Below are 19,463 nucleotides of genomic sequence, written 5' to 3'. Positions count from 1 at the left end.
TCATGTCTATCGTCAAAATCCTCAAACCGGCGCTTACCCTGTTGCTTGGTTTGCTGGCCCTGGTGTTCTGCCTGCAACTATGGCGGGCGTACGTCCTGGCCCCGTGGACGCGTGACGGGAGGGTCAGTGCGCAGGTTATCCGTATCGCTCCCGAGGTGTCCGGCCAAGTCGATCGGTTGCCAGCCAGGGACAATCAATGGGTGGCAAAGGGCGATTTGCTCTATTGCATCGATGCGCGCGCTTATCAATTGGCCCTACAGCAGCGCACCGCGCAGTTTGCCGAGGCGCGCAGCGTGTTCGAGCAACGCAGCGCCCAACTCAAGCGGCGAGCCCAGTTGGCCGGGGCCATTGCCCAGGAAGAGATTGATAACGCCGCCCGCGACCTGGCCGTTGCCCGAGCGCGCCTGGACGCAGCTGCCCACCAGGTCGCCCAAGCGCAGCTCGACGTGGAGCGCACGACCATTCGTTCGCCGGTAGACGGCTACGTCACTCAACTGCGCCTGCAACCCGGTGACTACGCACAGGCTGGCATTACCAACCTGTTCGTCGTCGATGGCCATAGTTTCTGGGTCACGGCCTATTTTGAGGAGACCAAGCTGCCGGCCGTGCGGGTCGGCTCCCCGGTCTCCATCAAGCTGATGGGGTTTGCCCCACTATTGGAAGGGCACGTGGCAAGCATGGGCAGGGGGATCGCCGATGTTAATGAAGTGCGTAATGCCAACGGCTTGCCCGAGGTGAGCCCGACCTTCAGCTGGATTCGGTTGGCCCAGCGCGTACCCGTGCGCATTGAGTTGGATCAGGTGCCGGAGGGCGTGGAATTGGTGGCGGGCATGACCGCCAGTGTCGAAGTCAAGGAGTCGAACGCTGCGCCACGCTGGCGGCTCACCCAATGGCTGCAGGCGTTCCTGTGATGACGAACCGGCTGACACACCTTTTCGCGAGCATTGCGCGGCCCTCGGCGTCCGTCACGTTCTTCTACGTGTTGCGCAGTATCTTGGCTGCAGGTCTGGCGCTGTGGCTTGGCTTTGAACTGCATCTGGACGCCCCGTTCGCGGGCGCATCCACCGTGTTGTTGTTGCTACAGCCCATCCAGGGGGCGGTTCGTGGCAAGGGTGTCTACCGGATGCTGGGTACCCTGGTCGGCCTGGTCGCGGCGGTAGTGCTGACAGGCCTGTTCGCACAACAGATGCTGTTGTTCCTGCTCGGTATCGCTCTGTGGCTGGGCCTGTGCGTCAGTGCAATGACCGTTTTGCGCCATTATCAGGCCACGGCGGCGGTGGTGGCGGGCTATACCGTCTGCCTGGCGCTGGGCCCTGCAATCGTTGCGCCGCAACTGGGGTTTGAGCACATCATCACCCGTGGTACGGCGGTCGCATTGGGGGTGCTGAGCTTGAGCCTGGTGGTCACGCTGTTCAGTGCCAAGACCATGGAGGACAAGGTGCGCAGCGCGCTGGTCGGCATCTGTGCCCGCAGTGCCCGACTGCTCGCCTCTCGACTCACCGGCGAGCCTATCGCGGCGTTGACGGCACAACGTCACCAGCTCGCGATGGACATCGGCAAGGTGGACGATCAACTGGGACTCGCCCGTGGGGAGTCGGCGCTGATTCGCTCCCGGCAACTGGCGATTCAAGCAGGCCTGGCGCATTTGCAATCGGCGGTGCTGGACGTGCACCTGGACGATGCCGCCCGTGGCGTCGATCCCGTGCTGCTGGCGGACAATGCCAGCGCGCTACTGCAACTGAGTGAGCGCCTGGCGGGCAGCCGCTGCACCTTCCAGGTGGCGGCCGATACGGTAGGGCAACTGCGTCGCTTGGCGGATGAGCATGCAGACTCAACTCAAGGCTCGCGGTTGTTCAGCGAACGCTTGCACGAGCAATTGACAGATTTGACTGAGGCCTTGCTGAACTTCTCCAGCCTCGATCAGCGACGCCCGGCGCAGGTCCGCGCCGTGGGCTACCACCGCCATTACGCGGACGCGGCACGAAACGGCATCCGGGCCGTGCTCGCAACCCTGGCCACGGGGGCGGTCTGGTACTTCAGCGGCTGGAATCAAGGGCCGACGCTGCTGGCAGTCTTGGGCCCAGGTTGCACGCTGCTGGCCACGGCCGCGGCGCCGGCGCAGGGTATGGCCAGTTTTATACGTGGCACGCTCTACGCCATTGTGGCTGCCGCGCTGTGCAAGTTCCTGTTGATGCCACAGATCAACGGTTTCCCGCTGTTATTTATGCTGTTGGCGGCGTTCTGGTCGTTCGGGATCCATGCGACGAGCCAACCGCGTCACGCCTTGCAAGGCATCGCCTACCTGATCGGGTTCAACACCCTGGTGAGCACGGGTGCCATCGCCTCCTATGATTTCGCCGACTTTGCGAACCAGGCGCTGGCGTGGATTGTTGCAATGCTGATCTGCTTATTGGCGTTCCAGATCTTGCCCAGAGATCCGGTCAAACATATTCGGGCGTTGAAACGTTCACTGCATAAGCACACACGCCAGCTACTTCGTCTTGCAAGCACGATCGACCACGCTAAATGGCAGGCCAGGCAGCAATCTCGAATCGTCGCGTTGATCAATTTGCTCGGCGCCGATAACAGGCACGATTACCGGGCGGGCTACTTGTCCCTGCAATTGAGTAAGCAATTGCGCCGGTTACAGGCTAAGGCGAAGCGTGTTGAGCCGGGCTCGCCCGTCGCCCGTTGCGCACAAAGCGGCGCCCGGCGGATAGCTCGTTGGGCGGGTGACCCGGCGATCTGCGCGGCGCAGGCTCGCCGCACATCAAGGTCGATGAGAAGGCTTGGCGCGCACGCTTTAGCGACCTGTTACCACGACTTGGCCTGGCTGCTGGAGCAATACGCGCAGCTCGCGCGTTCCACGCCCTGAGTCATACACCCAGGCATGACCGCATGGCACCACACGGGCGCCGTAGGCTTCTGCGCGCCGACTATTTGGATTTCAACCAACCCAGGTGATACGTAATGAAAAAACTGACACTCGTAATGGCAACCGCGTGGATAGCCTGCGCGCCACTCTCGGCCTTGGCTTCTGACGGCGCGGAAGCACTGATGCGGTGGCATGAGGCATTCCATAAAGAACAACACCGGCAACAGACAGCTCCCCGGCAAGACGCTGCTTCCAAGCGCAACGACTCACCCACCCAGCCCATCGAGAAGCCTGGGCGTCGTTGAGCTGCTAGTTTCCGGTGCACCCCTGTCACGGCAGGGCGGCGACGGTTAGAGTGAATTCAGCGCCTTATGAGCTAGCGTTCATGCAAGCGTCTTTCTGATACTTCGCCGGATACCGCCCCTATGAGAGATTTGCCGCCCACCGCGACATTGCGTGCGTTCGAAGTTGCTACGCGCCACCCGACATTCACCGCAGCCGCGCAGGAACTGCATGTGACCCAGAGCGCCGTCAGCCACCAGCTCAAGCATCTTGAGGCGCTTTGGGGGCTGCAGTTGTTCGAACGTGGCAAGGCGTTACGCCTGACGGCCGCGGGGGCAACGCTGGCGCCCATCGTGCGCGAATTCTTCATCAGCCTGGAGGCGACTTTGGGCCACCTGCGCGAGCAAAAAGGCCGGGTTCGACTGCGCGTCAGCACCACCTATTCCTTCGCGCTCAAATGGCTGCTGCCACGCTTGCCGCTGCTCTCTCGCCAGCACCCCGAGCTGTTGGTCTCGCTGGATACCACGGACAAAATCATCCATTTCTCTCACGGCCAGGCGGATGTTGCGATCAGGCTCGGCAAGGGTGCTTACCCAGGTCTGTATTCGGAATTTTTGTTTGGAGAGCAGGTATTTCCTGTGGCCAGCCCTGAACTGCTGCGACGCGTCGGGACACCGCAGAGCCCTGCACAGTTGCTGGATTTTCCACTGCTGACGCGTGATGGTGCCGAGCTGGTACCTAAATGGGAGACGTGGTTTCAAGCCGTCGGGCTGGCCTATTTGCCGCTCAAGGAAAGCGTCAGATTTGGCGACACCAACATGACGGTCGAGGCGGCCTTGCTCGGCCAAGGCGTGGCGTTGGTGCGCAGCGGGCATGTCGAGAACGAAATCGCCGATGGCCGTTTGGTTCGGCTGTTCGACGTGCCGCTTCCATCGCCGCTTGCGTACTACTTCGTCTGCCCCAAGGGCATCGAATCGCAACCGCATGTCGCCAGCTTTCGCCAATGGCTAGTCAGCGAAGCGCTGAAAGTACAACGAGTGCAAGCGTAATGCATGAGTATCCGTTCATGCTGCAATGAGGATACTTCGCTTTTGTCTCGGAAACGGATTGCCTAGAGTGGCGCATGCCTATTCATATCGTCTTGCTGGTTCTTTTCGCCGCGCTCCTGCATGCAAGCTGGAATGCGCTGCTGCGCAGTGGTAACGATCGCCTGTGGTCCATGACGGTGATGTGCATTGCCATTGCAATAGTCTGTGCCGTCGCCGCCGCCTTCATGGTCCCACCGGCCATGGAAAGCTGGAGCTACGCGCTGCTTTCGGGGTTACTGCATGTGGGCTACAACTTGTTCCTCGTGCGCAGTTACCGAGTTGGCGACCTGGGGCAGATCTATCCGATTTCACGCGGATCGTCGCCGGTGCTGATTACCTTGGGGGCCGCGGTTTTTGCCGGAGAAAGCATCAGCCCTGGCGAGTTGCTCGGTGTGGCGCTGGTGTCAGGCGGGATTGTTTCGCTGGCCTTCAAAGGGCGCAGTCTGTCGGTTCCCAGCTTGCCCTATGCGCTGGGAACAGGCTGCTTCATTGCGGCCTACAGCGTTGTCGACGGCATAGGCGCCAGGCTATCCGGTGCACCGTTGTCCTACGCCGTGTGGATGTGCGCCCTGTGGGGCGTGCTGATGCCGGTGGTTTACATCGGTCTGCGTGGTCCGCGCAGCTTGTTCTCGGTTCGGCCAGGAATGCTTACCGCCATGGGCGGCGGACTGGTCTCTTTGCTTGCGTATGCAATGGTCATCTACGCCATGAACGAAGCGCCCCTGGGCGCGGTCTCCGCGTTGCGCGAAACCAGCGTGTTGTTTGCGTTGTTGATCGGTTATGTGTTCCTCGGCGAGACGCTTACAGCGCGCCGGATACTGGCGTGCGTCGTGATCGCCAGCGGTACCCTCATTATCGGCTGATACGGCCGACTGGCCAGGAGGTAGGTTCAATGATCAACGTCTCAAAGGCACCGCTGATTCTGATCACCGGAGGAAGTCGTGGCGTGGGGGCGGCCACCGCCCGGTTGGCTGCCGCACGCGGTTATGACGTCGCCATCAGCTACGTCGCCCACGAGGCCGCCGCGCTGGCAGTGGTTGCGGATGTCGAAGCACTGGGGCGCAGGGCGTTGGCGGTGCGCGCCGACAGTGCGGACCCGCAACAGGTGGCCGATTTGTTCGCAGCCATCGACCGCTCGTTCGGACGTATTGACGTACTGGTCAATAACGCCGGGATGCTGGCGCCTCAGTCACGCCTGGAAGGCCTTGGCTTCGAGCGGATGCAACGCATTTTTGCGGTCAATTCCATTGGGCCGATACTCTGTGCCCAGCAGGCGGTGAAGCGCATGTCTTACCGTCACAACGGCCCGGGCGGCGTGGTGATCAATGTCTCTTCGGCCTCGGCGCGTCTCGGCAGCCCTAATGAATACATCGACTATGCGGCCTCAAAGGGCGCCCTGGAGACGTTTACCATTGGGTTTGCAAAGGAGGTGGCTCGGGAAGGCATACGCGTCAACGGTATTCGCCCCGGGCATATTTACACCGACATGCATGCCAGTGGTGGCGAGCCGGGCCGGGTCGATCGGGTCAAGGACTCGATCCCCATGGGGCGGGGTGGCCAGCCGGAGGAAGTGGCACAGGCGATTCTATGGCTTGCCAGCGAGCAGGCATCATTCGTCACCGGCACATTTCTCGACGTGACGGGTGGTAAATAAGCCAGCGCCACGGATCAGCGACTGCGTGCGCTCGGCTTCAACGGGCAGTCGCCTACCTGACCTTGCGACTCAAGCCAGGTGTGTTGCCCGTAATGCGTTTGAAGGCGCGACTGAACGCGGCCTGGGAGGTGTAGCCCAAACGCTGCGCTACCTCTTCAATCGGCAGCCGTTCGAGGGTCAGCCACTGGCTTGCAAGGCGCATTCGCAGTTCGGTGACATAGCGCAGCGGGCTCATGCCGATCGTTACCTGGAAGCGGTCCGCGAAGACCGAGCGTGAGGTATTGCATTGCTCTGCCAACTGCGCAACGGTCCAGTCACGGCCCGGTTGCTGGTGCAGTGCAAGCAGGGCGCCGGCCAAGCGTGGATCGCGCAAGGCGGCGACCAAGCCAGAGGCATTCCCGCAGGCGCACTCCACCCAGCCGCGCACGACCATGGCCGCCACCACGTCGGCCAAGCGCGCGAGGATACCGGCGAAGCCGATACGTGCAGCGCTGACCTCGCGTTCCATGGTGGCCAGGATAGGCACCAGTCCGGGGTAACGCTGGCCGCCGGCATCGATCAACATCAGGCCCGGCATCAGCCGGCCAAGGCCGTGGAGACTGCCCAGTTCAAACTCCATGCAGCCACTGAACACAATAGTGCTCGGCGTGGGGCTGCCACCGGTTCCGGTATCCACCGCGCTGACGGCTTCGCCGAGGGGGGCGCCGTCTAGAAGGTCGATGTCTTGAACAGGCACGTGAGGATCGGAAAACAGTTGATGGGCCGCGCCATGGGAAATGAACACGGCGTTGCCCGCACCCAGCGCGTAGGTGGTTCCGTCCTCCATCCGCAGCACCGCATTGCCGACGGCCATGAAGTGGAACCAGGCATGCCCAGGTTTTTCAGCAAAGCCCAAACCGAAGGTGGGTCCCGCTTGAATACGCCGGTATTCGACGCCGCGCAGGCGCATGCCGCGTAACAGTTCGGTGATGAGGTCCGAGGAGAGCGCAAACTGATCTGTAGGCATTGTTCAGGTGTTTTGGTCAAAAAGTAGAGACTTTAGATCATAGATCATCCGGATTCCCGCGCCTAGACTGCGGATCGCCATGAAGATTGGGAGATCCGTGCAATGACTGACTGTGTGTGTAATTCCGTATCCGACCGCCATCCCGGCGTCGTCCCGGACGTGGAGCCTGCCACCCCCGCGTGGATGGCCGTGTTTTCGCTGGCAATGGGCGTGTTCGGATTACTGACCGCCGAGTACCTTCCGGCCAGCTTGTTGACGCTGATGGCGAACGACCTGGGAGTGTCCGAAGCGCTGGCGGGCCAAGCGGTCACAGTGACTGCGGTAGTGGCGCTGTTCGCGGGCTTATTGGTCCCGGGCCTGACCCGCGGCATCGACCGCCGTTGGGTGTTGCTGGGGTTTTCCACCTTGATGGTCGCCTCCAATCTGTTGGTCGCCGTTTCCTCCAGCTTCGCGGTGCTGTTGTTGATGCGTATCTTGCTGGGCATTGCCCTTGGCGGGTTCTGGAGCATGGCGGCGGCGGTCGCGATGCGCTTGGTACCGAGTGCGTTGTTGCCACGGGCGCTTTCGATCATTTTCAGCGGCATTGCCATCGGCACCGTCGTAGCAGTGCCGCTGGGCAGCTACCTGGGCGGGCTGTATGGCTGGCGCAGTGCATTCTTTGCGGCGGCAGCGGTCGGCATGGCCACTCTGGCGTTCCAGTCGTTCACTCTGCCGCGCCTGGCGCCGCGCCGGCCGGCACGTCTGCGCACCATCCTCGACGTGCTGCAGCGCCCGGGCATCGCCATGGGGATGTTCGGGTGTGTGCTGGTGCACAGCGGGCACTTCGCGATGTTCACCTATGTTCGGCCATTTCTTGAGGGGACGACCGGCATCGGTACGCAGGGGCTGTCGCTGATGCTGTTGGGGTTCGGTGTGGCGAATTTCGTTGGCACGCTGTTGGCCGGAAAGCTGCTGGAGCGCTACCCGCTGGCCACTCTGGTGTTGATGCCCGCGCTGGTCGGCGTTGCAGCACTGGCGTTGGTGCTGTTGCCGGCCTCGATTGCGGGGCAGGCAGTACTGCTGAGCATCTGGGGCTTGGCCTTTGGTGGTGTGCCGGTGGCGTGGTCGAACTGGGTTGCCAGTGCAGTCCCTGATCAGGCCGAAAGCGCCGGGGGCATGGTGGTGGCATCTGTGCAGTCGGCTATCGCAACCGGCGCCGCCGCTGGCGGTGCCGTGTTCAACCTCGGTGGCAGCGCAGGCGTATTCATCGCGGCGGCCGTGCTCATGCTGCTGGCCGCATTGCTGATTGCGCTGCGTGTCCGCGTCCCGGTTGCCCAGGGTTTAGGCCAGCCCAAGCCCGCGTTGCACCTTTGATCCGGTTTGCCAAACCGCGATCCCTTCCGTAACCAGGAGATACTCCATGAACAATACGACGTCTCACCAAGGACGCCTCAAATCGTTGCGCGCGGCAAGTATCGGCAATGCGCTGGAATGGTTTGACTGGACCCTGTACGCAACCTTTTCGGTGTACCTGGCAAGCAATCTGTTCGACAAGACCGATGCGCGCTCGGCGATGCTCGCGACCCTTGCTGTGTTTGCGGTTGGCTTTGTTGCCCGCCCGGTCGGCGGCTGGTTGTTTGGCCGGCTGAGCGACCGACTGGGGCGTCGGACTATCATGGTGATCACCATGCTGCTGCTTGCGATCAGCAGTCTGGGCATCGCGCTGATTCCCAGCTACCAGAGCATTGGCCTGTACGCCTCGGTCGCGCTGCTGTTTTTCCGCCTGATGCAGGGGCTCGCCCATGGTGGCGAGACCGGGGTGTCCTACACCTATGTCGCCGAAATCGCCCCGAGCAAGCACCGTGGCTTGTGGTCGAGTTCCGTCTATGTGGGCGTGACGCTAGGGGTCATGGCAGCGACGGCGGTGGCGGCGGCGCTGACCTGGCTGCTGGGCGCGCAGGCCATGGGTGAGTATGGCTGGCGGATCGGTTTTGCCATGGGGGGAGTGCTTGGTTTTTACGCACTGTTCTTGCGCCGCGGTGCGCAGGAATCTCATGTATTTGTAGCGCAGCAGGGGCAGGCGCGGCCGCCGCGCAAGCTGTCCACGGCGGAGATGCTGCGCGTTGCGCGTAACATCGTCATGCTGGCCGCGGCCGCCAATGTCACTTACTACGCCTGGGTCACGTTCGGCGCTTCGACCGCGATCGCCCAGGGTATGGACGCCACGGGTGCCTACATGGCCAGTCTTCTCGCGCAGGTCCTCTGTGTGTGCTGGTTGCCGGTCTGCGGAATGTTGTCTGATCGGGTAGGGCGCCGGCCTATGGTCATTGCCTGGGGCCTGGGCGTGATCCTGCTGACCTATCCCATCTCGATAATGGTGACCACTGAGCCCTACACGCTGTTTTTGGCCCAGGTTCTGGGGCTTGGCGCCTGGTCGCTGATCGCGGCGATTTTCCCTGCGGTGCTGTCCGAACAAGTGCCGACCCAGGCACGGGCGCAGGGCGTCGGCCTGGTGTCTTCGATCTCGGTGGCGATCTTTGGCGGCACTGCCCCCTATCTACATAACTATCTCAGCGGCGCCGACCTTGGCTACCTGTATGTCAGCTATGTCATTGGCTTGGGCGTTGTCACCGTAATGGCTGGGTTTCTTATCGAAGAAACGGCGGGCATTGACCTTGCGCATATCGGGGCGCCTGGCGCGCGAGTCCGCGTAAATGCATTGGCTGCTCGATCCGCAGAATCCGCCGAACCAAGGAGTATGACTCAATGAATTCAGCCGCCCCGCAAAACGCCGCTGCACGAGGTGAACGCCCGGGCGCCAACGTGACCGTCAGCCAGGCTTCGGGCCCACGTCAGGCCGCACGCGAGACCTGGGTGGAAGTGCCTTGCGAGTCGGGCCCGGCTGCCGCTTGGTGCTACTCGGACCGCCGTGCCTACAGCCCGGGTGATACGGTTTGCCTGTATCTGTCGTCGAACTGCGCGCAAGTGAGACTGCGGATTTATCGTGATGGAGCCGACACCTGTACGGTGCATACCACCGACAGCCTGGATGCTTGCTTCCACCCCATACCCGAACGTGCCTATGAGCATGGCTGCCAGTGGCCAGTCTTCATGCGATGGACAATCCCGGTGGAGGCCGAGCCGGGTGGCTATATGGTCGAAGTACGGGATGGCGCTGACAGCGTGCTGGGGCATCATCTGTTTATCGTCAAGGCGGTGCTCAAGCGCGCCGATGCCTTGGTGCTCGTTGCAGCCACATCGACCTGGGCCGCTTATAACGACTGGGGCGGTGCCAATCATTACTTTGGCCTCCACCCCGGCACGCCGCGTGGCCGCTCACCGTTACTCTCGGCACAACGGCCCTGGGCGCGCGGGCAGGTCTGGCTGCCGGAGGGTGCGCCCCGTTGCATCAACACGACCCGGCCCCGCAAGCCAGGCCCGGCGCGTTATGAGTTCATCGAATGGGCCGCTCTTAACGGCTATGCCAAGTACTACGCCTTGGCGGGTTGGGCTTCGTTCGAGAGGCCTTTTGTGGTCTGGGCCGAACAGCAGGGGTATAGGGTCCATATCCTGACCCAGGACGATTTGCATCACGACCCGCACGCGCTGGAGGGCTACGCCTGCGCCGTCTTTGCCGGGCACGACGAGTACTGGACGCGAGAAATGCGCGACCACGTCGACGCCTTTGTCGAGGAGGGCGGCAAGGTCGCGCGCTTCGCCGGCAATTTCATGTGGCAGATTCGCCTGGAGGAGGAGGGCCGGCGGCAGGTGGCCTACAAGTACGATGCCGGTGCACTCGATCCTGTGGCGGCTACCGAGCCTCATCGGCTAACGGGGGCCTGGGAAGATCCGAGGGTCAATCACCCCGGAGCATCGACGTTCGGGGTGAATGCTCTGCGTGGGATATACGCTAGCTTTGGCGCAATGGCACCGCGCAACCCGCGCGGATACACGGTCTTCAGGCCTCAGCACTGGGCGTTTATGGGAACAGGCCTCGGCTACGCGGACATGTTCGGAGACGAAGCCAACATCTTTGGCTATGAAGTCGATGGCCTCGAGTACACGTTCGTCGATGGCCTCCCAGAACCGCTCGGCACAGACGGTGCGCCTTGCCGATTGCAAATCCTCGCAATGGGCTGGGCGACCAATGCCGAGCATGGCCGCAGCGAAGATGCCTATTCATTCATGCTCGGCGATGGCGATGCCCGGTTTCGGGCTTCCATCCTGGCGCCTGACCTTAGTGACGCCAGCATCGCTTTACACAGCCGTGGGGCCGGTATGGTGGTGCACTTCCACAAAGGCCGAGGTGAGGTCTTTACCGCCGCCACGTGCGAATGGGTACATGGGCTCATACAAGCTGACACTTACACCGTGATGATCACTAAAAATGTGCTCGATCGTTTCTTGCTCACTCACCAGGAGGTGCGCTGAACGGGCCGGTGAATAACCGGTTGTTACCACACGAGGACCCCAAAGACTTCGTGAGTCAGTTCACCACCTTGTAGATAGACACTCAGGCGAACCAGAGGGGGGGCTATCATGGTTTCACCCACTGGCCGAGCCCGTCCATCACCGCCTGGCTCGGTGCGGTGGAAGTGGTACGCCAGGGTGTTGTAGTCGCTGCCGGCCGCTACGTTTATCAGCGCCACGTTTTCTAATGTGCCAAATCGTGTTGAAAGAGGGCTAACGTCAGTGGTTTTTCCCCTCTCTATTTTTGAACAGTGCCTTGAGATTGGAAGGGTCTAGGCAGTCAGGTGCTATCGTCTGCGACTGCTTGAAATAGGCCTGAACTTTCGGGTTCGCGAAATCGCCCTTGAGCGCTAACAGGTAATACCCGTCGGCGCGAAACTGTTCCAGGCTCAGAGAAACCGGCTTGAGGAAGTCCCTCATAGTGGTCAACGGTAGTTCGCGATTGGCTTCGGCTTTCAGTGAATCTTTGAAGCAGTACGAGCGTACTGCCGGCAGTGGATAATGGCCAGCGTACAGATCCGGCTGCTCTAGAGCACTGGCTAGCTGGGTATACTTGCGAAGAGACTCGGGGTCATCGAACTTGAATCGCAGGAATGCCTCGTCACAGTCGCGCAACACCATTATCGCTCCGGCAACCAAGCCTTGATCCGCGGCGTTCTGGTAAAGCGCGCAAGCCTCTACATGCATAGCCTTATAGCCACTTAAAAAGGTTGCCGCTTTAACCTCTTGCATATTCGCCAACATGAAAGTCGCTACACCGTGCCCTCCGGCGCTAGCTTTACGCAGCTCGTCCTCATAAGTCTCAAGCCCTTTGGTTGCCTCCTGTATTGACTGGCTCAGTGTGCCCTTGTCAATTTTTCCCTGCTGTTCTCTTTCAACCAGCTGATCGGCTCGTTGTTGTATGGCATCACCTAACAGCATTGCGTGTTCAAAGACAGCTTCGGTTTCGGGGCTTGGCACAGCCTGCACCTCAGCACACAGAGCGATGCTGAAAAGGAGGACTGAAAGACGAAGTTTCAAAGGCGGTTCTTCCGTGATTGCAGTTGTCTGAGTTTCCATTGCTGTAATGGATTCAATCAGAGTGGGGTAGTTCACGTGCTCGACCATTCAAGCAACCCGACTGGGAGACAATCGAACGAACCTACCTGGCCGGGATTTGCTCTGCAGAGCGCCTCGCGAGCGCCACTGCAGCGGTGATGGCCGCTCTGGCTTGAGGGCTGTTCTTCCAGCAGGTCGAGCCTAATGCCGCTGATGCTTGAGCCAGGATGTCACCAACATCTGATTTTCGGAGTTCTGCGAGCGATTCGATACCCATTTGCTCAAGCCGTGTAATGACGGTTGGTCCTACGCCTTTGAGCGCGAGCAAAGCGGTCCTTTCATCTGATGAAAACGGCATCGTAAATTCCTTTTTTGGCGATGAGTCCACGCAAGTGTGCCCGACGCTAGACGGTGCCTCAATAGCCCGGCGTGCGCGTTTTGAGAATCTTCAAGGAGGGCGTGTGAACAGACCAGTGCCGCCAGCATCCAGCCGATCAGGCAGCGATTCGCGCCGGCGGTTGGCAGAAAGCTCGGGACGCCGGGGAAGGGGAATTGCGGAGCAGCTTAAGAAATTGCGCAACAGAAACACTAAGGGCCTGCATGAAGTATCTCATGCAAGCCCTTGATATATATGGTGCCCGAACCCGGAATCGAACCGGGACGCCCTTACGAGCGGGGGATTTTAAGTCCGGCCATAAAGTGCTTTAAATCAATAGCTTATGGCTATTTCCGGTCCGCAATAGTTCTGCAATGGCTCGCTTGTAGCCCTTTGTTTTCAAGGGAGCCATTTTTATTGCGGAACGGATTTTCACTTGGTTGGGAGCACTTTCAGGCCCTTGCGACGCCGAATGTACTGCTCTGTCATCCCGACGGTCGTGTGGCCCAATTGGTCCCGAGCGTCACGAATGCTACCTGTCGATTCCTCTTTGTCCGTGGCAGCTTTAGCGCGAAGGTCGCGCATCTGAAACGCAGACTTTTCAATCCCGGCCTTCATCCTGGCCGCGTCAAATCTCCCCCTCAGCATGCTTGCTGTCATCGGCTGGCCGTTGTCCATTACAACGAGCCTGGTTGATCGAATCTTGTGCCCCTTCTTCCTTTCCAGTATGCGGTCGATCACGACCTTCAGCTCCCCAACAACCTCGATTCGTCGTTTCATGCTGGTCTTCCCCTGCGTGATCAGCAGTTGATCATCCAGCAAGTGGCGCTCATCCATCTTCAGGGTGTCGCCAATGCGTTGGGCGGTGAGGTAGAACAGATCCAATGCGTCTTTGAGCGGTTGATCGGCGTGCAGGTATACAGCCGCTAGCATTTCGTCCTCGACGTAGGTGTCCCGGCCGGTCTCCTTGTTCCCCTTGATGCCCGCGCATGGGTTGGCGAGCGACGTGTAGCCGCTCTGGCGGGCGAAGTTCCAGATCGCACTGAGCAGAGCCTTTTCCCGATTGGCGCGTACCTTCGCGGTTTTTGAGCGATAGCGCAGGTACTGAACCACGTGCTTTGGTTCGATTGCCTCCAATGGACCTGGCGGGTCGTTGAAAAAGATCAGGAGCTGCTTCAACTCTCGCGCGTTGTCCTTCTGTGTGGCCGGCGACTTCGTAGGCACCACCTCTTCCACGTACTTGTTTGCGACGTACTCGAAGGTCAGCGCCGCGGCGACCAGCGCATTCGCTGCCCGGCTCTTTTCGAGGCGCGCATACTCAACTATCGCGGCACCATAGTCGGAGCCAAGGGCGATTTCCTTCCTGGGCTTATCGCCTGCATCGTAGTAGTAATAAACCCTTCCCCCGGATCGCAGGCGCTTGCGCAGCCGGGGGATGCTGCCGGGGTTGGTGGGCCGTCGCGCCATTTACTGAATTCCCATCCGTGGTTGCCATTCGGTCTTTTCGGGTTGCCGATCTTTCTTTCCGGCCAGCAACGATGCCGAGATAACGCAGGGCCAGCCATTTCGCTTGATAGTGTGGCGGATGCCATTGCGGGACAGGACCAGAATCTGTCCTGCCTTTGTCTTGGCACCTGTGAGTTCGCAAACGTCTTCGTGCGACAGGAAGTGAATTCCGTCCATACCTACCTCCCGCCGCCCGTGGTGGGCCGCGCTGTCTTGATGATGTGGATGATGAAACCGAAGCTGATCAGCAGCCAGGTTATGAAGCCACCGAAGGCCGTGATGATGTCTTGCGTTTCGCCTGAACTCAGTAGTGCGGGAATGCCTACTACAAAGCCAACGACCGTGCCGAACAGATACAGGATGAAGCCCGCGAGGATCAGGGTGAGCTTTATTGCGAACATGGGATGTCCTTGCCCGCCGTTCACCGGCTGGCACGTAGGGGAATGGGTTAGGGGTAGTTTTTGCTGATGCGTGTTGCGATAGCGTCAAGCTTTTCGGCCATGCTCCACATGTGGTTGTTGTCACTGCGCGACAAGACAAGGGAGCGTTGAACATTCCGGCCCATGAGGATTGCGATAGCCAGTCGGATCATGGCTGCCTCGAATTTTCGCCGAATGAATCCGTCTCGCGGGATCATGGCCTTGGCCCCTTGTAGATGAACACGTAGGCGAACCAGAGGGTGGCGATCATGGCGTCACCCGCTTGAACTCGACCACCCATACCCACGGGTTGGCTTGCCAGTCGCCGCCGACGGATGACCAGAGCAGTTCGAACGATTTGCGCGGATCAGCGCTGTATGTCTCGATCCCCTCGACGTGCCACCAATCACCCAGTTCCGCGTGATCGGTGTAGAGCCTTACGCCCTCGGCCTTGGCTTGCTCTTCGCTGATGTCCTGCAACCGCTCGACGCGCACGTCGGTGATCTCCAGCAGGATGCGGCTGTCACGGCGGCGCATGTGGATGCTGGGCTTCCATGGGCCGCCGTAGTCGGTGCGGTTGTCGCACTCGCGGTAGACAACCCAGCTTTCGCCAGGAGCCTGGGCCACGCTGATCTCCGCCCAGGCTTCGCGCACCCACAGCCGGTCGCCGGGCTTGCCATACGGACAAGGTGCGTATTCTTCAAGCTCCTTGGCGCACTCAGCTTCGGTCGATCCAAATACGCAGAAGCCATAGCGCGGGTCTCGCTGGCCAATTGCGCTCCAGCGCTGACGATCGCCAACCGGAATGGCGGTGTCCTCGGTTGGGATTTGGAAGCCTTTCACTGCGCGCCGCGTGACCGTCTTCCGGCCTTCCAGGATGGCGCGCACCATCGGCGCCGAGAACAGGATGGGACGTTCTTTCGGTTGCGGTGAGATGGTCATCAATAGCCCTCCCAGTTCATGCTCTGGATGTATTCGTTCGGGATGGTCACGGCTGCGTCGGGTATTGCGCTTTCGACTTGGGTGTCACCGAAATATCCGATAGCTGCCTGAGCGCGCTCCATCGACAGCTGGGCGTGTCGCAACTGCCAGGACTTGCGGGCCTTGTAGGAGCGAAGTGCCAGCGCCTTGTCGGTATAGGCGAAGCGCTTACCCCAGCTGCCGCCGTCTTTCAGTACGCGCTTGCGGCGCTTTTTCACTGCATCAACGGTCCAGCTGTATTGCGGGCCCTTGATCAGGTCGCAGGTGTAGGTGTCGCCGATGTAGTAGCACTGCGCGGTTTCGCCGATCACGTGGTAGGTGATGCAGTGAACCTCAAGACCATCCGGGCCGATGGTGTCGATGTAGCGGAAGTGATCCGGCCCGGCTTTTTGAGTTTCTTCAGGCATGACTTCGTCCTTGCCGCTATAGCGGCTGGCTTTGAAGGGGGAGGGTTACTGTCAGGTAGCGCTTCGGACGCGCTATGATTCGGTTTTTAACGAAGCGAGGAACACGGATGTCTAGCTCGTTTCAGGCCTTCGGGTTTATCTTTCTTGCGTGTGGTGCGAGTCTTCTTCATCTATGGCTTATCTGCTGGGTGATGGTCAGCAGCATCGGCGGGTTGAAGAGAGCCATGTTACTGGCAGCACTTTTACTTGCTCCAATATCTGCTCTTACGGCCGGGCACGGCTGGTATGTAAAGCTTATCTTTCCAGAAGATATTGAGATCAGTTCGGACTAAGGGCTGCCCGCGTGCATGCAGATGTTCATTGCGTGTAAGGCGGAAAAGTTTAGGCCGGGCAGGCCGGTCATGGGGTCACTGAGGTATATGCGCTTCATGCTGCCTCCTTTTGCTCATCCGGCTTGCGGATCAAGCCCAGGCGCACGCCTTCATCGCGGACGATCAAGATGTCGTCGCCATAGCCCCATGGATTCTCGAAGCCGTTATCCATCAGCGGTTGGAAATACCCGTAGCGCATCATCTTCCCGTTGAGTACGAACGAACCGATAGATCCGACCAGGCTCTTCAGCGTGCCGCCGTGCGAGAAGCCCTCCCACGGACCTTCCCGCATAACGTTGATGCGCGCCCCTGTGTAGTCATCGAACAGCCAGACGATATTGCGCCGTCCGTTGAGAGCGAGGTATGCATCGTGCCGGGCCCCCTTGTTACGAAAGAAGCACCGGCCGCAGTTAGCGATCACCCTGAGGAATTCGTTCGCAGCGATGATCCGGTCCAGGCGCTGCTGGCCGATGGTTTTGTTTTCTGTAGGCATGGGGAGTCCTCGAAGCCTGTTCGTTGTAAGCTCAGACGTTATTTGATCGGAAAGGGGTGGTTATGGGGCGGGTGCTGGCAGCAATCGGGATTGTTCTAACGTTGGGTTACGCGCTTTTCGCTTGGTGGTTGGTCGGGGATAGAATCCAGACGCTTCGATGCATGGATTTAAACGAGGTCGGGGACTTTCTCGCCGGGGCCTTTGGACCCGTAGCCATTCTCTGGCTAGTCTTGGGTTTCTTTCAGCAGGGTATAGAGCTTCGACAAGGCACCGATGCGCTTAGGCTTCAAGCCAAAGAGCTTAGTAACTCTGTCGAGCAGCAGACTGAGCTTGTAGCAACGCAGAAGGCTAGCTTGGCTAACTACGAGCGTTCACTAGAGCCTTTGCTACAAATGAATGTTGTAGATGCAGGTATGGACGACGGTGGGTTCTATGTCAGTCTGAATATTGGTAATACTGGTGACTACTGTGATTGTGTTGAAATACAGCTGACCGCTTCTAACGGTGACAAGAGAGTCCGTGATATTGACCCTTTATTTAGCATGGGCTCTTGTATTGCCCGCTTTGGAGAGCTCCATGAGTGGGAGGGGTTTGAGGTGGTTGTTAAATACAAAACAAGAAGTGGTAGAGCTAATTTCCAGACTTTTACAGCTCAGCATTATCAGGATCAGAAGGGTGACAGTTACATTGTACGGAAGCAATCTCTTCCAACTTGAGATCCCTGCCGAACATGCCTATTTCTCAAGCTGCTAGCCGCTGGTAAAGCTTAATGATGTCGGCGGCGTTGGCTCGTACCAACGCCTCTGCTTCGTCGGGACAGACGCTGTTGCCGATGAGCCTGACCTGATTCGTCTTGTTGATCGGTAGCCACTGCTCGGCACCGGTTACTGGGTCAACAAACAGCCCACGGTCAATGATGTAGCCCTTATCGAAGCCCTGAGCGGCCTTCAGCTCCGGGGGTTGCAGCATGCGCAAAGTGATATCCACCAGCACGTAGCCATTGATCATTACCATGTCGGCAGGGTCTTTGAAGTGCTCAGGCAAATGCTCGTGCATGAACGCAGCGCAGCGCCGGGCGCCTTCCATTTGTTCGGGGGTGAGCGTGTCCGGCACCTGGACCACTTCCACCAGAGCTACGCGGTCTTTTGTCGGCAGGGTGTGCATTGGCTCGGTGAGCGAAACGCCACCCTTGTCGCACCCGTAGTACTTCACCAGGTAAGCGTTCACCAGCCGCTGGTTAGAGCCGGACTGGCAGATGGTGGAAATCGGTGAGTCAGCCGGGCGCCCATCACCCTTGTAGAATCCGCCGTTGGCTTGCTCGAAGAACGCCGCGACTACTCCGGGGTGGGTCAGGTGGCAGGCCGCCATCGCGAAGTGCCCGCCCTTGACCTGGGCGACCTGGGTGCGCAGCGGCTCCTGTGCATCGAAGTTGCGCTGTGACGATCCATTGGCGCACTCGGTGAGGAATGGTGCCGCTACAGGCTGCACCAGCGCGTGGTGGGTGCCGCCGGAGCTGATGGTCGATACCGCCTCATCGACGCTGTGGGTGCTGGTGTGGGCTGAGGAGGTGCCCCGCATTGGAACAATGAAAGGCTTGTCGTTGGTGATGACGTGCCGCCACATGCCCTTGGCCACCCGGCGGCGGGTGTTCAGTGCCATGTCCTTTGCGCGAAAGATGGTTTTGCCCAAGTTGCTCCAGTCGATGCACTCGGCGGCGGTGCGCCAAGGCTTCTGTTTTGCCGACGGCTTTTTGCGGTGGGTTGGCTCCGGCCAAACAATCGGAAGGCCATCGCTGCGAGCCGCCAGGTACAGGCGCTTGCGGATGGTCGGCGCGCCGGCGTTCGCCGCGATTCGCTCCCGCCACTCGACGTTGTAGCCCAGGCCGCGCACCAGCGCTTCCAGCGGCACGAACTCACCGATGGATTCCAGAACCTCCGGCATGTCCGGGTGATCCGCCGGTAGGCCGGTACTGAGCGCCGCGATGAACGACTTGAAGGTGCGCCCGCGCTCCGCCTTGATTGGCTGGCCATCCTCGTCGATTGGCCCCCAGTCGCAGAACTCTTCAACGTTCTCCAGGAACATCAGGCGGGGGCGTGTGGCGTGTGCCCAGCGAACGACAACCCACGCCAGGCCGCGTACGCCACGGTCACGCGGTGCGCCTCCCTTGGCCTTGCTGTGATGGCGGCAGTCGGGCGATGCCCAGAGGATGCCAACGGGCTGCCCGCCAGTGGCCAGCACCGGGTCGACCTCGAACACGTCCGCGACATAGTGCGCGGTCTTGGGGTGATTGGCGCGATGTACGGCCAGGGCGATGGGGTTGTGGTTCACCGCCACATCAGGCTCTCGATACGCGCGGGCAATGCCAGTGCTTGCACCACCGCCGCCGGCGAACAGGTCCACCACCAGCTCTTTCTGAAACGGCAGACCCATGCTTGCCTGGCCGTGGATGAATTGAGTGGCGCTATGTTTTGAGGGCATGAGTAGTCCTTGCTGGTCGGCTTGATTTAAAGATGAGCGG

General features: G+C 60.1%; 19 protein-coding genes. 9 read left to right on the top strand and 10 right to left on the bottom strand.

Annotated elements, in window-relative coordinates; translation table 11 throughout:
* The first annotated feature begins 2 nt into the window (after nt 1–2).
* The 5 genes from PSH81_RS14195 (at nt 3) to PSH81_RS14175 (ending at nt 5,899) form a co-directional block, all read left to right on the top strand.
* The gene (locus PSH81_RS14195) at nt 3–911 is read left to right on the top strand and encodes an HlyD family secretion protein (RefSeq protein ID WP_226456889.1); all 909 of its coding nucleotides are present in this window, start codon (nt 3–5) and stop codon (nt 909–911) included.
* Entirely contained in the window at nt 911–2,875 is a 1,965-nt protein-coding gene (locus tag PSH81_RS14190; protein ID WP_305390878.1) for an FUSC family protein, read from the top strand. Before PSH81_RS14195 ends, PSH81_RS14190 begins: the two co-directional genes overlap by 1 nt.
* 425 nt (nt 2,876–3,300) lie before the next feature.
* Nucleotides 3,301–4,206 carry a transcriptional regulator GcvA gene (gcvA, locus tag PSH81_RS14185; RefSeq protein ID WP_305390877.1) on the top strand — a complete coding sequence of 302 codons (906 nt, stop codon included), beginning with the start codon at nt 3,301–3,303 and terminating at the stop codon, nt 4,204–4,206.
* A 74-nt stretch (nt 4,207–4,280) separates the two neighbouring features.
* Nucleotides 4,281–5,108, top strand: coding sequence for a DMT family transporter (locus PSH81_RS14180; RefSeq protein WP_192299979.1), 828 nt, complete (start codon nt 4,281–4,283; stop codon nt 5,106–5,108).
* 29 nt (nt 5,109–5,137) lie between these two features.
* Nucleotides 5,138–5,899 (top strand): SDR family oxidoreductase, encoded by a 762-nt coding sequence (locus tag PSH81_RS14175; RefSeq protein WP_192299980.1) that lies wholly within the window; start codon nt 5,138–5,140, stop codon nt 5,897–5,899.
* Between the two features lie 52 nt (nt 5,900–5,951).
* On the opposite strand, the gene PSH81_RS14170 is transcribed toward PSH81_RS14175, so the two are convergent.
* Nucleotides 5,952–6,905, bottom strand: a complete 954-nt coding sequence (locus PSH81_RS14170) for an AraC family transcriptional regulator (protein ID WP_226456882.1) — start codon at nt 6,903–6,905, stop codon at nt 5,952–5,954.
* Between the two features lie 102 nt (nt 6,906–7,007).
* Here PSH81_RS14170 and PSH81_RS14165 point away from each other — a divergent pair, with 102 nt between their 5' ends.
* The 3 genes from PSH81_RS14165 to PSH81_RS14155 are packed head-to-tail and all read left to right on the top strand — an operon-like array spanning nt 7,008 to nt 11,315.
* The gene (locus tag PSH81_RS14165; RefSeq protein ID WP_305390875.1) at nt 7,008–8,258 is read left to right on the top strand and encodes an MFS transporter; all 1,251 of its coding nucleotides are present in this window, start codon (nt 7,008–7,010) and stop codon (nt 8,256–8,258) included.
* A 46-nt stretch (nt 8,259–8,304) separates the two neighbouring features.
* Entirely contained in the window at nt 8,305–9,654 is a 1,350-nt protein-coding gene (locus tag PSH81_RS14160) for an MFS transporter (RefSeq protein WP_305390874.1), read from the top strand.
* Nucleotides 9,651–11,315, top strand: a complete 1,665-nt coding sequence (locus tag PSH81_RS14155) for a N,N-dimethylformamidase beta subunit family domain-containing protein (RefSeq protein ID WP_305390873.1) — start codon at nt 9,651–9,653, stop codon at nt 11,313–11,315. The genes PSH81_RS14160 and PSH81_RS14155 overlap by 4 nt, the downstream gene beginning before the upstream one ends.
* A 258-nt stretch (nt 11,316–11,573) precedes the next feature.
* On the opposite strand, the gene PSH81_RS14150 is transcribed toward PSH81_RS14155, so the two are convergent.
* The 8 genes from PSH81_RS14150 to PSH81_RS14110 form a co-directional block, all read right to left on the bottom strand.
* A complete protein-coding gene (locus PSH81_RS14150) occupies nt 11,574–12,449 on the bottom strand; it encodes a hypothetical protein (RefSeq protein WP_305390872.1) in 876 nt (291 codons plus the stop codon).
* A 46-nt stretch (nt 12,450–12,495) separates the two neighbouring features.
* A complete protein-coding gene (locus PSH81_RS14145; protein WP_225595626.1) occupies nt 12,496–12,750 on the bottom strand; it encodes a helix-hairpin-helix domain-containing protein in 255 nt (84 codons plus the stop codon).
* 450 nt (nt 12,751–13,200) lie between these two features.
* Nucleotides 13,201–14,235: a tyrosine recombinase XerC gene (gene xerC, locus PSH81_RS14140; protein ID WP_305390868.1), complete on the bottom strand. Its 1,035-nt coding sequence runs from the start codon at nt 14,233–14,235 to the stop codon at nt 13,201–13,203.
* Nucleotides 14,236–14,451, bottom strand: a complete 216-nt coding sequence (locus PSH81_RS14135; protein WP_305390866.1) for a DUF4224 domain-containing protein — start codon at nt 14,449–14,451, stop codon at nt 14,236–14,238.
* A gap of 2 nt (nt 14,452–14,453) precedes the next feature.
* Complete coding sequence (locus PSH81_RS14130; RefSeq protein WP_305390865.1) at nt 14,454–14,675, bottom strand: hypothetical protein; 222 nt, start codon at nt 14,673–14,675, stop codon at nt 14,454–14,456.
* A 285-nt stretch (nt 14,676–14,960) separates the two neighbouring features.
* Complete coding sequence (locus PSH81_RS14120; RefSeq protein WP_305390862.1) at nt 14,961–15,635, bottom strand: hypothetical protein; 675 nt, start codon at nt 15,633–15,635, stop codon at nt 14,961–14,963.
* Entirely contained in the window at nt 15,635–16,081 is a 447-nt protein-coding gene (locus PSH81_RS14115; protein WP_305390861.1) for a hypothetical protein, read from the bottom strand. Before PSH81_RS14115 ends, PSH81_RS14120 begins: the two co-directional genes overlap by 1 nt.
* A 426-nt stretch (nt 16,082–16,507) precedes the next feature.
* Nucleotides 16,508–16,945: a hypothetical protein gene (locus tag PSH81_RS14110; protein WP_305390860.1), complete on the bottom strand. Its 438-nt coding sequence runs from the start codon at nt 16,943–16,945 to the stop codon at nt 16,508–16,510.
* 62 nt (nt 16,946–17,007) lie between these two features.
* On the opposite strand from PSH81_RS14110, the gene PSH81_RS14105 reads away from it, so the two are divergent.
* Nucleotides 17,008–17,661: a hypothetical protein gene (locus tag PSH81_RS14105; RefSeq protein WP_305390858.1), complete on the top strand. Its 654-nt coding sequence runs from the start codon at nt 17,008–17,010 to the stop codon at nt 17,659–17,661.
* A 25-nt stretch (nt 17,662–17,686) separates the two neighbouring features.
* On the opposite strand, the gene PSH81_RS14100 is transcribed toward PSH81_RS14105, so the two are convergent.
* Nucleotides 17,687–19,423: a DNA cytosine methyltransferase gene (locus tag PSH81_RS14100; RefSeq protein WP_305390856.1), complete on the bottom strand. Its 1,737-nt coding sequence runs from the start codon at nt 19,421–19,423 to the stop codon at nt 17,687–17,689.
* Nucleotides 19,424–19,463: the final 40 nt, after the last annotated feature.

The organism is Pseudomonas sp. FP2335, from assembly GCF_030687535.1.
In the GTDB taxonomy this organism is placed as follows: domain Bacteria; phylum Pseudomonadota; class Gammaproteobacteria; order Pseudomonadales; family Pseudomonadaceae; genus Aquipseudomonas.
Note: the sequence above shows the minus strand (reverse complement) of the source record. Positions and strands in the feature narration are given on the sequence as shown.